The 15,634-nt window shown below is 69.7% G+C and carries 10 protein-coding genes; all 10 read left to right on the forward strand.

The annotated features are described in order from the left end of the window. The first annotated feature begins 33 nt into the window (after positions 1-33). The 10 genes from R9B84_RS07175 to R9B84_RS07220 all read left to right on the forward strand — a co-directional run bounded on the left by R9B84_RS07175 (position 34) and on the right by R9B84_RS07220 (position 15,516). Positions 34-1,275, forward strand: coding sequence for a YbfB/YjiJ family MFS transporter (locus R9B84_RS07175; protein WP_423759758.1), 1,242 nt, complete (start codon positions 34-36; stop codon positions 1,273-1,275). Between the two features lie 526 nt (positions 1,276-1,801). Further along, positions 1,802-3,358, forward strand: coding sequence for a ShlB/FhaC/HecB family hemolysin secretion/activation protein (locus R9B84_RS07180; protein WP_423759759.1), 1,557 nt, complete (start codon positions 1,802-1,804; stop codon positions 3,356-3,358). Positions 3,359-3,420: 62 nt separating this feature from the next. Beyond that, positions 3,421-6,645 carry a GLUG motif-containing protein gene (locus tag R9B84_RS07185; protein ID WP_423759760.1) on the forward strand — a complete coding sequence of 1,075 codons (3,225 nt, stop codon included), beginning with the start codon at positions 3,421-3,423 and terminating at the stop codon, positions 6,643-6,645. A gap of 423 nt (positions 6,646-7,068) precedes the next feature. Continuing rightward, on the forward strand, positions 7,069-10,446 hold the full coding sequence (locus R9B84_RS07190; RefSeq protein WP_423759761.1) for a filamentous hemagglutinin N-terminal domain-containing protein: 3,378 nt from the start codon (positions 7,069-7,071) through the stop codon (positions 10,444-10,446). Positions 10,447-10,777: 331 nt separating this feature from the next. Further along, on the forward strand, positions 10,778-11,314 hold the full coding sequence (locus tag R9B84_RS07195; RefSeq protein WP_423759975.1) for an NUDIX domain-containing protein: 537 nt from the start codon (positions 10,778-10,780) through the stop codon (positions 11,312-11,314). Positions 11,315-11,453: 139 nt separating this feature from the next. Further along, entirely contained in the window at positions 11,454-11,891 is a 438-nt protein-coding gene (locus R9B84_RS07200; RefSeq protein WP_423759762.1) for an acyl-CoA thioesterase, read from the forward strand. Between the two features lie 14 nt (positions 11,892-11,905). After that, on the forward strand, positions 11,906-12,841 hold the full coding sequence (locus R9B84_RS07205; protein ID WP_423759763.1) for a branched-chain amino acid ABC transporter permease: 936 nt from the start codon (positions 11,906-11,908) through the stop codon (positions 12,839-12,841). Then, complete coding sequence (locus R9B84_RS07210; RefSeq protein ID WP_423759764.1) at positions 12,834-14,063, forward strand: branched-chain amino acid ABC transporter permease; 1,230 nt, start codon at positions 12,834-12,836, stop codon at positions 14,061-14,063. The genes R9B84_RS07205 and R9B84_RS07210 overlap by 8 nt, the downstream gene beginning before the upstream one ends. Next, on the forward strand, positions 14,060-14,812 hold the full coding sequence (locus tag R9B84_RS07215) for an ABC transporter ATP-binding protein (RefSeq protein ID WP_423759765.1): 753 nt from the start codon (positions 14,060-14,062) through the stop codon (positions 14,810-14,812). Before R9B84_RS07210 ends, R9B84_RS07215 begins: the two co-directional genes overlap by 4 nt. After that, positions 14,809-15,516: an ABC transporter ATP-binding protein gene (locus tag R9B84_RS07220; protein ID WP_423759766.1), complete on the forward strand. Its 708-nt coding sequence runs from the start codon at positions 14,809-14,811 to the stop codon at positions 15,514-15,516. Before R9B84_RS07215 ends, R9B84_RS07220 begins: the two co-directional genes overlap by 4 nt. Positions 15,517-15,634 lie beyond the last annotated feature (118 nt).

The following is a 15,634-nucleotide window of genomic DNA, read 5'->3' on the forward strand; positions in this document are numbered from 1 at the left end:
GGCGCATCGCATGCGGCGGCCCGAGCTGCCGCCATGTCCCGTTTCGATGCACCACCCGCCGCCCATGCGCTTTCGTCAGACGAAGCCGACCGCCGCGCCCGTGCGGCCGCGCTGGCCTGCATGATCGGGCTGGCCGTCGCGCTCGGCGTCGGCCGCTTCGCGTTCACGCCGCTGCTGCCGCTGATGCTCGCCGACGGCTCGATCGGCCTGAAGGCCGGCAGTTGGCTTGCGTCGGCGAATTACGCGGGCTACTTCGCCGGCGCGGTCAGTTGCGCGGCGCTGCGCGTCGCGCCCGCGCGGATGGTCCGCTTCGGGCTCGCGGCCACCGTGCTGCTCACGGCCGCGATGGGCGCCGGCCATCTGCTGCCCTTGTGGCTTGCGGTGCGCTTCGTTGCCGGCGTCATTAGCGCGTGGACGTTCGTGTTCGTATCGCAATGGGGGCTGCGCCGGCTCTCGGAACTGCACGCGCCGGAGTGGAGCGGGGTGATCTACGCGGGGCCGGGTGCCGGCATCGTGCTGACGGGGTTGATCGGCAGCGCGCTGGCCGGTCATCGCGCTGCGCTCGGCTGGTTCGGCTTCGCGGCGCTGTCGGCCGTGCTGTCGGTCGCGATCTGGCGCGCGTTCGCCGTGACGCCTGCGGTGGGCCAGCCGCCTTCCCGCGCCGCGCCACCTGCAGCGGCCGTGGCCGCGCCGGATACCTCGCGCCGCCATCGTGCGGATGCCGCGTGGCTCGTCGTGCTGTACGGGATGCCGGGCTTCGGCTACATCATCACGGCGACCTTCCTGCCGGTGATCGCGCGCGCGGCGCTGCCGGCCGGCTCGCCGTGGCCCGACCTGTTCTGGCCGATGTTCGGTGCGGCGCTGATTGTCGGCGCGCTCGCCGCCGCGCGGCTGCCCGGGCACTGGGACAACCGGTTGCTGCTTGCGCTCGGCTGCGCGACGCAGGCGCTGGGCATCGCGGCCGGTATCGTCTGGCCCAGCGCGGCGGGTTTTTCGCTCGGCTGCGTGCTGCTCGGCTTGCCGTTCACCGCGATCACGCTGTTCGCGATGCGCGAGGCGCGCCGCCTGCATGGCGAACGCGCGGCGGGGCTGATGGGCTATGCGACCGCTTCGTACGGCGTCGGGCAGATCGCGGGGCCGCTCGTGGCGGCGCCGCTGGTCTCGCGATATGGATCGTTCACACCCGCGCTGTGGGTGGCGGCCGCGGCGCTGCTGGCAGGGGCGGCCGGATTCGCGGCGATCGCGGTGGTCGCCGTCGCGCATCGGCGCGCGTGAAACCGACGGTCGACGTCGTCGGACCGCGTGCCGCATCGAAGGGCGGTGCGCAACCGGCTTTCACCGCAAACGCGCGAGCCGTCTACGGATGATGTCGATTCGAACAGGATAAATTAATAGGATTGCTATTGTTCTTCGGCGCGGCTTGGTACGCGACCGCATTTGAACGAAAGTTGCCGCGTAAATTTCGTACCTGATCTACATACATCCGGAATGTCTGTCTGTAGCATCCGCCGAATAAATTGATCGCCGGAGTGTTCCGGCGGCTCGACTTCGGATGCTGTGGCGTATGTGGGCAGATCAAGTTCAAACAAGAATCGTCGTCCGTTTCCGTGACGACATCGGCGGTTTCCTCGTCGCCGATCCTCGCGTGGCCGGCTCGCGGGCCGTGGCCGTCGAAGCCGGCGGCGTGCGACACACAATCAGAGGAGGCAGCCTTGCGCTGTGCCTGTCGCTGTTGTGGGGCGCGGGCGCCGCGGGTGTTCCCGGACAGGCGCACGCGCAAGTGCCGAACGCCGGAGCGGCGATGCGCGACGTCGAAACGTCGCGGCCGGCCCTGCCGCAGGAAGCCGCACCCGATCTCGAGATCGTCCCGTCCGAAAGCGCCGCGCAGCCGTCACCGGAAGCCGGGCCGCGCATCGTCGTGCGCGCGTTCGAGGTCGGCGGCAACACCGTATTCGACAGCGCAACGCTGCAGGCACTCGTCGCCGGGCTCGCCGGCGACACGCTCGGGTTCGCCGACCTGCAGCGCGCGGCCGAGCGGATCACCGCCTACTATCGCGAGAGCGGCTACGTGCTTGCGCGCGCCTATTTGCCGAAGCAGGACATCGAGGATGGTGTCGTGCGCATCGAAGTCGCCGAAGGACGCTACGGCAAGATCGAGATCCAGAACCATTCCCGCGTAGTCGACGCCGTGCTGCGGCAGCCGCCTTCCGCATTGCATTCGGGCGATGTCGTGCGCGGCTCCAGTCTCGAGCGCAGCCTGCTGCTGCTCGACGATCTGGCGGGCGTCGGCGCGCGCGGCACGCTGCGCCCCGGCGAAGCGCCCGGCACCACCGATCTCGTCGTCGATGCCGATCGCGCGCCGCTCGCGTCCGGGTCGCTCGAATTCGACAACTTCGGCGTGGTATCGACGGGGCGCTACCGCGTCGGCGGCAGCGTCGACGTCAATGCGCCGTTTCGGCTCGGCGATCGGCTGAGCCTGCGCGGGCTCGTCAGCGACGAACGGCAACGCTACTACCGCGCCGCGTATCAGGTGCCGGTCGGGCCGGTGTCCACGCGGGTCGGCGTCGCGTATTCGTCGTTGCATTACCGGGTCGCAGGGAGTTTTTCCGATCTCGAGATGAGCGGGCGCGCCAGCGTGCAGACCGCTTACGTCGCACAGCCGCTTGTGCGTGCACGTGATTTCAGCCTCACCGCGCAGGTGCAATACGAAAACAAGAACCTGCACGACGAATACGGCGCGTTCGAGCTCCGCAACGACAAGAACGTCGGCCTGTGGACCTTCGGGCTCAGCGGCAACAGCCAGGACGGCTGGCTGGGCGGCGGCCGCAACGGCTTCTCGGTGATGTTCGGCGTGGGACGGTTGCGCAGCAGCGACGCGTTCGCGGCGAACGAACTGACGAAGGCGATCGGCAGCTTCACGAAGCTGAACCTGAACGTGCAGCGGATTCAGGCCGTCGGCAGCCGGTTCCAGGTGTATGCGCAAATCGGCGCACAGCTCGCTTCGCGCAATCTCGATTCGTCCGAGAAATTCAGCCTGGGCGGCCCTTATGGCGTGCGCGCGTATGCGCTGGGTGAAGGCAGCGGCGATCAGGGCTGGCAGGCCAGCGCCGAGCTGCGTTATCTCGTCGCGCCCGGATGGCAGGTCAGCACGTTCGTCGACGCAGGCCGCGTACAGATCAACCGGCATCCGTGGAAGCGCGAACGGAATACGCAGCACATGCAGGCTGCGGGTGTCGGCGCGAGCTGGTATGGCGCGAAGCGGCAAGTCACGCTGACGGCCGCATTGCCGCTCGGCCGGGGAAGCGATTCGCCGACCCGTTCGCCGAGCGTATGGGTTCAGGCCGCCCAGTATTTCTGAGCGTGCGTGATCGGGTGCTCGTTTCCCGCGAGCGTTCAAGAATCAAATAAAGAGGATTCCAAATGAATAAGGCCTATTCACTGGTATGGAACGAAGCGCAGGGCGGTTGGTGCGCGGTGAGCGAAACGGCGCGCCGTCGAGGCAAGGCGGGCGGCAAGCGCCTGCTGGCAGCGGGGGTGTCGCTGCTGGGTCTGGCGGCGTCAAGTGCGTATGCGCTGCCGACGGGCGGCACGGTGGCGTCGGGGCAAGCCGACATTGCGACGTCGGCGGACGGCAAGACGATGTCGATCAACCAGCATACGGACAAGCTGATCACGAACTGGCAGGACTTCAGCGTGGGCGGTGGCGAGCGCGTGTCGTTCCATCAACTGACGGAGCAGTCGATCGCGCTGAACCGCGTGATCGGGACGAACGGCAGCCGGATCCACGGCCAGATCGACGCGAACGGCAAGGTGTTCGTGGTGAACCCGAATGGCGTGGTGTTCGGTGCGGGCGCACAGGTGAACGTGGGCGGTCTGGTGGCGTCGACGAAGGACGTGTCGGACAAGGATTTTCTCGCAGGCAACTACCGGTTCGCGGGCGTATCGGGCCAGTCGGTGGAGAACGCGGGGACAATCGCGACGGCCGAAGGCGGCAGCGTGGCGCTGCTGGGTGCGCGGGTGTCGAGCACGGGGGTGATCCGTGCGCAGGCGGGCCGCGTGGCGCTGGGCGCCGGTGATGCGTTCACCGTGAACTTCGACGGCAACGGCCTGCTGAACCTGCAGGTGGAAGGCGGTGCGATGGACGCGCAGGCGCATAACGGTGGCTTGCTGAAGGCGGATGGCGGTGAAGTGGTGATGACGGCGCGTGCGGCGACCGGCCTGCTGAACGCGGTGGTGAACAACAGCGGGACGATCGAAGCGCAAGGGTTGAGCGCGCGCAACGGGAAGATCACGCTGGATGGCGGGCTGGTGCAGGTTGCCGGCAAGTTGAACGCCGCAGGCGGCGAAGTGACGACGCGCGGCGAGCAGGTTCGCGTGTCGAGCGATGCACAGGTCGATACGCGTAGCGCGTCGGGTCGCACGGGTACGTGGACGATCGAATCGGCGAACGCGAACGTCGATAGCGCGGATGCTGCGATCGGCGCGGCAACGCTGTCGCGCACGCTGGGCACGACGAACGTCGCGCTGACGAACACGTCGGGCGACCTGACGGTGGATGGTGCGGTGAACTGGACGAGCGATCACGCGCTGACGCTGACGTCGAAACAGGGCGACGTCGCACTGAAGCAGGCACTGACGGCGAGCGGTGCGAAGGCGGGCGTGGTGGCGAACGCGGCAGGTGAAATTCGCGTGAACGACAAACTGGCACTGACGGGCGAGCAGGCACGGCTGGAACTGAACTCGACGAAGGGCCACCGCTTCACGCAGGACAACGCATCGGCGACGCTGTCGGGCCGCGATGCGTCGTTCTCGTCGAACGGTGAAGCATATCAGGTGATCCACGACGTGTTGGGCTTGCGCAGGGTGGACCGCGACCTGAAGGGCCGCTACGTGCTCGGCAACGCGATCGACGGCAAGGGCGTCGCGTTCCAGAGCATCGGTCTGGACGAGTCGTTCGACGGCGTATTCGACGGCCTGGGCAATACGATTTCCCGACTGTATGTCACCGGGATCACCCCGTCCGTCGGGCTGTTTGCGGAGAACCGCGGCCGCATCGCCAATCTCGCGCTCGACTCGTTTACCGTCGGCAGCGCGTCGAACGCCCGCGTTTCGATGGTCGGCAGCCTGACCGGTCACAACCGAGGGACGATCTCGAACGTTCGCGCGACGCGGATGAACGTCTCGTCGTCGTCCGCAGACCGGGGCCAGAACCATGTCGGAGGTCTCGTCGGCCTCAACGACGGTGGCGTCATCGACGGCGCACGTTTCCAGGGGCGTATCACTGGCTACAGCAGGGCAACAGCGATCGGCGGGATAGCCGGCCAGAACGTCGCCGGTGCGCGGATCGCGAACAGCCGCGTCGACGCGGAGATCGCGAGCAAGGGGTCGTCGTCGTTCGGCATGTACATGGTGGGCGGGCTCGTCGGCATGAACTGGGACTCGATCGTCACGAATTCGTCCAGCAGCGGGAAACTGTCGGTGAGCGACAACACGTTCGCGGGCGGCCTGGCCGGCTTCACGGCCGGCGGCGCGATCGATCGCTCGAATGCGTCGATGGCCGTATCGGCCGGGAAAGCGGGCTATATCGGGGGCGCGGTCGGCTGGAACGTCGGTGCGTTGTCGAACGTGTCGGCAAGCGGCAGCGTCAGCGCAACGTCCGGGGCGATGGTCGGTGGTCTGGTCGGCAACAACGGCGGCACCATCCACGATGGATCGGCGAGCGGCAACGTCAGCGCGGCGTCCGGGGCAAAGGTCGGCGGTCTGGTCGGCGGCAACGACGGCATCATTCGCGATGCGGCGGCAAGTGGCCAGGTCGTCGCGGCGGCAGGCAGCACGATCGGCGGGTTCGTCGGCAGCAACGATGGCGGCGAGATCAGCGGATCGCATGCGTCCGGCAACGTGACCGGAAAAGGTGCGGCCGCGGTTGGCGGCTTCGCGGGCGAGAACGTCGGCGGTGTCCTCGCGGACGTATCGGCGAAGGGCCGAGTGACCGATGCCGCGAATGGCGTCGTCGGCGGTCTGGTCGGCAGAAACGCCGGCGCGATTCGCCAGGGTGTGGCGGAAGGCAACGCGAGCGCGGGCAATGGGAGCATCGTTGGCGGGCTCGTGGCCATCAACGACGGGAAGATCGAAGCTTCGCGGTCGAGCGGGGCGGTGCGCGGCGGTCTGGACAACCGTATTGGCGGGCTCGTCGGCGAGAACCGCGGCACGATTGCATCGTCGAGCTCGACGTCGAACGTTTCCGCAGAGCGCGACAGCAACGCGGGCGGCTTGGTTGGCTACAACAAGGGCCGCAAATCCGTCGTGAGCGACTCGAAGGCGCTCGGCAACGTGGCGGTTGTCGGTGCGCGAAACCTCGGCGGGTTTGTCGGGTGGAACGACGGGTTGATCACCGATTCGGAATCGTCGGGCACCGTGTCGAGCAAGGCTTCGTGGGGCGGCGGTTTCGTGGGTGGTAACGGCGGCACGATTCGTTCGTCGTGGACGAGCTCGAAGGTCGAATACCTGGCGCACGAACGGCCGCAGTTTATCGGCGGTTTCGCTGCGATCAACGCCGGAATCATCGAATCGAGCCAGACGACGGGTGCGGCATCGGCTGAACCGTTCACCGGTATCAATATCGGGTTGATCGACGGCAAGCGTTAATTCGCACCAACGCGGGGTGTGGCGTTGTGCACGGCGCCGGGCGGCAATCGCGCGGCCCGGTGCCGCCGCCCGCCCATCCCGCTCTCCGAGGACTGCAACCGAGTCGCGGCCGACCCGTTCACGATGGGCCGGCTTTCCCGTGTCGAACGAAGCGATGCCGGCGTGCCGGGCACGTGTGGTGTCGACATCCGCGAGGCAGGCCGCGAATCGCTTCTTGCCACCCTCCATTTCAGAATTCATTCAGGTATGCAAATCGAATGGCTATGCCGGGTCGATCCCTGCGCGTATCCGTTTGGCGACGCGCGGGGCCGACAGGCTTGCCTGTCGGGCGCATGGGTTCAGGCTGCCCGGCGTTGCCGGGTGGCGTGATCGGAGGTCCGTCGAAGGCGGACCGGTTGAAACGTAAATTAAAGAGGATTTCAAATGAATAAGGCCTACTCGCTGGTATGGAACGAAGCGCAGGGCGGCTGGTGTGCGGTGAGCGAAACCGCGCGTCGCCGCGGCAAGGCGGGCGGCAAGCGCCTGCTGGCGGCGGGGGTGTCGCTGCTGGGTCTGGCGGCAACGAACGCATACGCGCTGCCGACGGGCGGCGCGGTTGCATCGGGGCTGGCGGACATCGCGACGTCGGCGGACGGCAAGACGATGTCGATCAACCAGCACACGGACAAGCTGATCACGAACTGGCAGGACTTCAGCGTGGGCGGCGGCGAGCGCGTGTCGTTCCAGCAGCCGACGCAGCAGTCGATCGCGCTGAACCGCGTGATCGGGGCGAACGGCAGCCAGATCCACGGTCAGATCGATGCGAACGGCAAGGTGTTCGTGGTGAACCCGAATGGCGTGGTGTTCGGTGCGGGCGCACAGGTGAACGTGGGCGGTCTGGTGGCGTCGACGAAGGACGTGTCGGACAAGGATTTCCTCGCAGGCAACTACAGGTTCGCGGGCGCATCGGGCAAGTCGGTGGAGAACGCGGGGACGGTCACGGCGGCCGAGGGCGGCAGCGTCGCGCTGCTGGGTGCGCGGGTGTCGAACACGGGGGTGATTCGTGCGCAGGCGGGCCGCGTGGCGCTGGGCGCGGGCGATGCGTTTACCGTGAACTTCGACGGCAACGGCCTGCTGAACCTGCAGGTTGAAGGCGGCGCGATGGACGCGCAGGCGCACAACGGCGGTCTACTGAAGGCGGATGGCGGCGAGGTGCTGATGACGGCGCGCGCGGCGAATGGCCTGCTGAACGCGGTGGTGAACAACAGCGGGACGATCGAAGCGCAGGGGTTGAGCAAGCGCGACGGGAAGATCGTGCTGGATGGCGGGCTGGTGCAGGTTGCCGGCAAGTTGAACGCCGCAGGCGGCGAAGTGACGACGCGCGGTGAACAGGTTCGCGTGTCGAGCGACGCGCAGGTCGATACGCGTAGCGCGTCGGGTCGCACGGGTACGTGGACGATCGAATCGGCGAACGCGAACGTCGCCGAAGCAGACGGCGCGCTGAACGGACAGACGCTGTCGCGCACGCTGGGCACGACGAACGTCGCGCTGACGAACACGTCGGGTGACCTGACGGTGGACAGCGCGGTGAACTGGACGAACGATCATGCGCTGACGCTGACGTCGAAACAGGGTGATGTCGTGCTGAAGGAGGCACTGACGGCGAGCGGTGCGAAGGCGAGCGTATCGGCGAACGCGGCAGGCGAGATCCGCGTAGGCGACAAACTGGCACTGACGGGCGAGCAGGCACGACTCGAACTGAACGCGACGAAGGGCCACCGGTTCACGCAGGACAACGCATCGGCGACGCTGTCGGGCCGCGATGCGTCGTTCTCGTCGAACGGCGAAACGTATCAAGTGATCCACGACGTCGCGGGCCTGCGCAATGTCGACCGCAACCTGAGGGGCCGCTACGTGCTCGGCAACGCGATCGACGGCCAGGGCGCGGCGTTCCGGAGCATCGGCGCGTACGGTTCGTTCGACGGCGTGTTCGACGGTCTCGGCAACACCATCGGCGATCTGTCGATCTCCAATCAGGGCGGCAACGCCGTCGGCCTGTTCGCGTTCAACGCGGGCCGCATCGCCAACCTCGGCCTGGACAAGGTAACGACGCGCGCGGTCGTGCCGTCCTACTGGTCGCCCGTCAGCGTCGGCACGCTGGCCGGCTACAACATGGGCACCATCTCGGACGTGAAGGCGACGAACGTCTCCGTGAGCGGCGACGGACGCACGATCGTCGGCGGCCTCGTCGGCAGCAACTTCGGCGGCGCGATCGAGCGCGCATCCGTGGTGGGGCGCGTCAACGGCGGCAGGGATGCGCTGAACGTCGGCGGCCTGGTCGGTGAAAACATCTCGTTCTTCTCATTCGACGACGCGTCGATCCGCAACAGCCGTGCCGACGTCCAGGTCGTCAGTTCGTCGAGCGGCAGCGCAGGCGGGCTGGTCGGAGACAACCGTGGGATGGTCGATGCGTCGACGGTCACGGGCACCGTGACGGCGCTTGGCACCGGCGCCCGCGTCGGCGGCCTGGTCGGCACCAACAGCGGCGGCGTGGTCAACGCATCGACGGCCGCAGCGGATGTACGGGCCGCACGCAGCGCATCGGTGGGTGGTCTGGTCGGCCACAACGCGGGCCGGGTGGATGCGTCCGGGTTCAAGGGCATCGTGGCGGCGGGCGACAGTGCTCGCGTGGGCGGGCTGGTCGGTGAAAACCGTGGCGTCGTCAACGCGTCGAAGGCAGCCGGCCGCGTGATGGCCGGTGCGTCGAACGTCGGCGGCCTCGTCGGCGCCAACTTCGCGAGCGTTCTCGAATCGACGTCGAGCGTCGGCGTGGAAGCCGGCATTGCCGGCGTGGCCGGCGGGCTGGTCGGCCACAACGCCGGCAAGATCGATGCGTCGAGCGCGACCGGTTACGTCGCGGCGGGCGCGAAGGGTATCGCGGGCGGGCTTGCCGGCCGCAATGCGGCGACCGGCGAAGTGCTCGCGTCGTCCGCGAGCGGCAACGTCTTCGCACGCGACTACGCAACGGCGGGCGGCGTCGTCGGCGTGAACGACGGTACGATCCGCGCGTCGTCGTCGAGCGGCACCGTGGTGGCAGGCATGTCCGGGCAAGCCGGCGGGCTGGTCGGTGTCAATGCGGGCACCGTGCAGGCATCCGATGCGACGGGTTTGGTGGCGGGCGACATCTCGAGCGTCGTCGGCGGCCTCGTGGCGACCAACAGCGGCGTCGTCGACGGATCGTCGGCATCGGGCGAGGTCTGGACCGCATTCGACAGCATCGCCGGCGGGCTGGTCGGCCGCAACACGGGGTCGGTGCTCAAGTCCGACGCGAAGGGTGCGGTCACCGTGGTGGGCGCGGGCAAGGCGGGCGGCCTGATCGGTTTCAACGCCGGCCGCGTATCCGCGTCGAGCGCGTCCGGCGAAGTCGCAGCCGGCTCGTCCGGCTATGTCGGCGGCCTGATCGGCGAGAACTACATGGGTGCGTCGATCGAAGCGTCCAGCGCGACCGGTTCGGCAAGCGGCGGCCACTACAGCTCGGTCGGCGGCCTGGTCGGCTTCAACAGCGGGGCGATCGCATCGTCGACGTCGGCCGGCACGGTTTCCGGCGGCTACTACGCGCGGCTCGGCGGCCTGGCGGGCGCGAACTTCGGCTGGATCGACAGCTCGACGACGAAAACCCGCGTCGCGCTGACGCCGGGGTACGCGCAGCAGTCCGGCGCGCTCGTGGGCCTGAACTTCGGCAACGTGACCGGCAGCAGCACGACCGGCAACAACACCGGAATGCCGCTCGCCGGTATCAACTACGGCAGCATCCGCGACTGACCGGCGCCGCCCGCGCCGGCTACGGTCTGACCGACCGGCCGGCGTCCGGATGCCGGCCATCCGGACGCCGGCGGCGGCCTGAGCGGGACGGCAGGCCGCTGCATGCCGGCGGGGCGCGGCGCGCCGGGCGCGTGCACCTGCGTGCGTGCCGGTGCGTCACCCGGCCGGGGCGAACGCGGGCGAATCGCATCGCCCGCGCCGTTCCGGCCGGCTCGTCCTGTCGTCGCTGAAAGCCTCGCCGCGGCGCAAACTCGCTAGAATCGAGACTTTCCCGCGCCGAGCGCGAACGGGGCCGCCGCTGCAGGCGGCCCCGTTCGCCATGTCTCCACCGATGACCACCGCCGACTACCGTTTTTGCCCGCGCTGCGCGAGCCCGCTGACCGAGCGCGCCGATTCCGACCACGAAGGCGGTCGCGTCCGCCAGGCGTGCCCCGATGACACCTGCGGCTACGTGCACTGGAACAACCCGCTGCCCGTCGTCGCCGCGATCGTCGAGCTCGACGGCAAGATCCTGCTCGCGCGCAACGCGGCCTGGCCCGAAGGGATGTTCGCGCTGATCACCGGCTTCCTCGAAAACGGCGAAACGCCCGAGGACGGCATCGCGCGCGAGGTGTTCGAGGAAACGGCGCTGAAGGCCGAGCACGTGTCGCTCGTCGGCGTCTACGAATTCATCCGCAAGAACGAGCTGATCATCGCGTATCACGTGCGCGCGTCGGGCACGGTCGCGCTGTCGCCGGAACTGCTGGAATACAAGCTCGTCGATCCGCCGCTGCTGCGCCCGTGGCGCGCCGGCACGGGCATCGCGCTCGCCGACTGGATGCGCGCGCGCGGCCTCGATTTCGAATTCGTCGACCGGCCGGGGCAGTGACGGGCCGGCCCGTCCGCAGGGTTTCATCCGCCGTGCCGCGCGCGATCGCGACGCGGCGCTTCGCTTCTTGCCGGCGAGCCGTGCCGTACGGCCGCCGCGCTTCGTCTTCATCGCCCCCATCGTCCTGACCGCCATCGCCATGTCCGACAAGCCGCAGCCGCGTCCGCGCGACGCCTACCGCCACTTCCTGCCGATCACGACCCGCTGGATGGACAACGACGTCTACGGGCACGTGAACAACGTCGTCTACTACAGCTACTTCGACACCGTCGTGAACGCGTACCTGATCCGCGCGGGCGTGCTCGACGTCGAGCACGGGCAGACGATCGGGCTGGTGGTCGAGACGCAATGCAACTACTTCGCGCCGCTCGTGTTTCCGCAGTCGGTCGACGCGGGGCTGCGCGTCGTCAAGCTCGGCACGTCGAGCGTGCGCTACGAGGTCGGGCTGTTCGCGCAAGGCGACGCATCGCCCGCCGCGCAGGGGCATTTCGTGCACGTGTACGTCGATCGCGGCACGCGCCGCCCGGTGCCGCTGCCCGACGCGCTGCGCGCGGCGCTCGACCCGCTCGCGGCCTGACGGAACGCGCGGCGGTGCACGCGTTCGCGCTCCAGGCCTTCAACGGCCTCAGCTACGGTTTGCTGCTGTTCATGCTGTCGGCGGGCCTCACGCTGATCTTCAGCGTGCAGGGCGTGCTCAACTTCGCGCATGCGAGCTTCTACATGCTCGGCGCGTATGTCGGCTACAGCATCGCGGCCCGCGCGGGTTTCTGGCCTGCGCTCGTGCTCGCGCCGCTCGCGGTCGGGCTGCTCGGCGCCGGCTGCGAACGCGGGCTGCTGCGCCGCGTGCAGGCACGCGGCCATACGAGCGAGCTGCTGCTGACCTTCGGCCTTGCCTACCTGATCGGCGAGGGCGCGAAACTGCTGTGGGGCCTCGCGCCGCTGCCGGCGCCCGTGCCGCCGCTGTTCGACGGCGCGCCCGTGACCGTGTTCGGCCTCGCGTTGCCGCGTTACCGGCTGTTCATGATGGGGATGTCCACGGCGATGCTGGTCGCGCTCGGCGCGCTGCTGCGCGTGTCGCGCATCGGGCTCGTCGTGCGTGCGGCGCTGACGCATCGCGCGGCCGTCGAGGCGCTCGGCTACGACGTGCCGCGCGTGATGACGGCGCTGTTCGGCGCGGGCACCGCGCTCGCGGCGCTGGCCGGCGTGATCGGCGCGCCGCTCGCGGTGATCGAGCCCGCGCTCGCCGAGACCGTCGGATCGGTCGTGTTCGCGGTCGTCGTGATCGGCGGGCTCGGCTCGCTCGGCGGCGCGTTCGCCGCGTCGCTCGCGGTCGGGTTCGCGCAGACTTTCGCGGCCGCGAGCGACACGTCGTTGCGCGACCTCGCGTTATGGGCCGGCGTCGCGCTGCCCGACAGCGTGGCCGCGGTGTCGATCGCGCAGCTTGCGCCGTTGGTGCCGTACCTGCTGCTCGTCGCGGTGCTGGTCGCGCGGCCGCGCGGGCTGTTCGGCGAGCGTGCCGATGCGTAGCCGCGCGCTCGCCGGCCTCGCGCGCTGGGCGCTGTTCGCCGCGTGCGTCGCGCTGCCCGCGTGGCTGTGGCCGCACGGCGCGGTGCTCGGTTATCTCGCGCAGACGGCCGCGCTCGTCGTGCTCGCGCTGTCGTACAACCTGCAGCTCGGCACGACCGGGCTGCTGTCGTTCGGGCATGCGGCGTTCGCGGGCCTCGGCGCCTTCGCTGCCGCGCACTGGTTCAACCGCTTCGGCGGGCCGCTGCCGCTGCTGCCGCTCGTCGGCGGCATGGCCGGCGCGGGCTTCGGTTTCGTCGCCGGGCTGCTCGCGACGCGCCGTTCGGGCACCGCGTTCGCGATGATCACGCTCGGGCTCGGCGAATGCGTCGCGGCCGCCGCGTGGAGCGTGCCCGCGTGGTTCGGCGGCATCGGCGGCGTGCCGATCGACCGCGCGAGCGGCACGCCGTGGGGCGGCTGGCATTTCGGCGCGCCGGCGCACGCATATGCGGTGATTGCCGCGTGGTGCGTCGTGTCGGCGTTCGCGATGCATGCGCTGACGCGCACGCCGCTCGCGCGGCTCGCGAACGCGGTGCGCGACAACCCGGCGCGCGTCGCCGCGCTCGGCACCGATCCGCGCCGCGTGCGGCTCGCGATGGTCACCTGTGCGTCGTTCTTCGCGGGCATCGCCGGCACGCTGACGCTGATCGACGTCGAAATAGCGACACCCGACAGCATGTCGATGGCGCGCTCGGCGACCGTGCTGATCGCCGCGGTGATCGGCGGCACCGGCGCGTTCTTCGGGCCGGCGGCGGGCGCGGCCGTGCTGACGGCGCTGAGCATCGTCGTCGCGGGCGTGTCGCGCGCGTGGGCGCTGTATCTCGGCGTGCTGTTCGTCGTGATCGTCATGGCCGCGCCGCGCGGGATCGCGGGCATCGCGCAAGCGCTCGCGCAGGCGTTGCGCCGCGGCGCGCCGGCAGCCGAGCGGTGGCGCATGCTGTGCGGCGTCGGCGCGTGCGTGTTCTGGGGCGTCGCGATCGTCTGCGCGGCCGAGCTCGGTTATGCGTGGCGCTTCGCGCAGGACGACGGCACGGGCCTCGCGTTCGGCGCCTGGGGCATCGACGCCGATACGCCGGCCGGCTGGGCCGTCGCGTGCTCGGCGGCGGGCATCGGCACGCTGCTGTGGGGCTGGCGCGCGCGGCTCGTGCAGGGCACGCGGTCCGGCAAGCGGGAGGACGGGCGATGAACGGCAACGCGATCGCGCTCCACGGCATCACGCAGCGTTTCGGTGCGCAGACCGTGCTCGACGGCATCGAGTTGAGCATCGCGGCCGGCGAGCGCCATGCGCTGATCGGGCCGAACGGCGCAGGCAAGTCGACGCTGTTCGGCGTGATCGCGGGTGCGACGCGGCCGACCCGCGGGCGCGTCGTGCTGCATGGCGTCGAGCTGCGCGGGCGCGGGCCGGTCGTCGCGAGCCGCCTCGGCGTCGGCCGCAGTTTCCAGCAGACGAGTGCGTTCGCGCGGCTGACCGTATTCGACAACCTGCGCTGCGCGGCGCTGCATGCGCCGGCCGAGCGGCGGCGCTGGTGGAACCGGCTGCGCGAATCGGCGTCGGTCGATCTCGCGGCCGCGCGCGTGCTGCACGACATCGGCCTCGACGCGCGGCGCGACACGCCGGCCGCCGAACTGAGCTATGCGGAGCAGCGCGCGCTCGATCTCGGGATCGCGCTCGCGAGCGGCGCGCGCACGCTGCTGCTCGACGAGCCGACGGCCGGCATGAGCCGCGCGCAGGCGGCGCGGATGATCGCGCTGATCCGCGCGACGACGCAGGGCCGTACGGTATTGATGATCGAGCACGACATGGATGCGGTGTTCGGCTTCGCCGAACGCATCACGGTGCTCGTGCGCGGCTCGGTGGTGGCGACCGGCGAGCCCGATGCGATCCGCGCCGATCCGGCCGTGCGCGCCGCGTATCTCGGGGAGGGCAGCGCATGACGAACGCACTGCTCGACATTCGCGACCTGCGCGCGTGGTACGGGATGCAGCCCGTGCTCGACGGTGTCGATCTCGCACTCGCGCCGGGCGAGACGCTCGCGCTGCTCGGCCGCAACGGCTCGGGGCGCTCGACGCTCGCGAAGGCCGTGATGGGGCTCGTGCGCACGGCCGGCTCGGTGCGCATCGCCGGCGCCGAATGCGCGGGCGCTCGCACGTTCGAGATCGCGCGGCGCGGCGTCGCTTACGTTGCCGAAAGCCGCGACGTGTTTCCGTTGCTGACCGTGCGCGACAACCTGACGCTCGGGTTGCGCGGCATGCGTGGCGCGGCCGAACGCGCGGCGCTCGAACGCCTGTTCGACCGCTTTCCGCTGCTGGCCGCGCGCGCGGACGTGAAGGCAGGGCGGCTGTCGGGTGGCGAGCAGCAGGTGCTCGCGCTGGTCCGTGCGCTCGCCGGCAGCCCGCGCGTGCTGATCGTCGACGAACCGGCCGAAGGGCTCGCGCCGCTCGCGGTCGACGAAGTCGGTGCGTGCCTCGCCACGCTGCAGGCCGACGGCGTCGCGATCGTGCTGATCGAGCAGCGGCTGCAGTTCGCGCCGCGGCTCGCGCGGCGCGTCGCGGTCATGGGGCGCGGACGGATCGTCTACGACGGCGCGCTCGACGGCCTGGGCGGCGATGTCGCCAACGCGTGGCTGAGCGCCGGTTGACGGCGCCGACCCGATTGTTCGGCTGGCCCCGCCAGACAATTCGCGTCGAGCCGCTTTATCGCCGCCGCGCCGCACCTTAAATTGCCAGTCATGCCGGGCCGCCGCATCGACGCGGCGC

This window comes from Burkholderia sp. NLJ2, assembly GCF_049487195.1.
GTDB classification, from domain to species: Bacteria; Pseudomonadota; Gammaproteobacteria; order Burkholderiales; family Burkholderiaceae; genus Burkholderia; species Burkholderia pyrrocinia.

Bases quoted from the DNA above. Each gene is read 5' to 3' on its own strand.
- R9B84_RS07175 (WP_423759758.1), top strand. From the start codon at position 34: ATGTCCCGTTTCGATGCACCACCCGCCGCCCATGCGCTTTCGTCAGAC.
- R9B84_RS07180 (WP_423759759.1), top strand. From the start codon at position 1,802: ATGCGCGACGTCGAAACGTCGCGGCCGGCCCTGCCGCAGGAAGCCGCA.
- R9B84_RS07185 (WP_423759760.1), top strand. From the start codon at position 3,421: ATGAATAAGGCCTATTCACTGGTATGGAACGAAGCGCAGGGCGGTTGG.
- R9B84_RS07190 (WP_423759761.1), top strand. From the start codon at position 7,069: ATGAATAAGGCCTACTCGCTGGTATGGAACGAAGCGCAGGGCGGCTGG.
- R9B84_RS07195 (WP_423759975.1), top strand. From the start codon at position 10,778: ATGACCACCGCCGACTACCGTTTTTGCCCGCGCTGCGCGAGCCCGCTG.
- R9B84_RS07200 (WP_423759762.1), top strand. From the start codon at position 11,454: ATGTCCGACAAGCCGCAGCCGCGTCCGCGCGACGCCTACCGCCACTTC.
- R9B84_RS07210 (WP_423759764.1), top strand. From the start codon at position 12,834: ATGCGTAGCCGCGCGCTCGCCGGCCTCGCGCGCTGGGCGCTGTTCGCC.
- R9B84_RS07215 (WP_423759765.1), top strand. From the start codon at position 14,060: ATGAACGGCAACGCGATCGCGCTCCACGGCATCACGCAGCGTTTCGGT.
- R9B84_RS07220 (WP_423759766.1), top strand. From the start codon at position 14,809: ATGACGAACGCACTGCTCGACATTCGCGACCTGCGCGCGTGGTACGGG.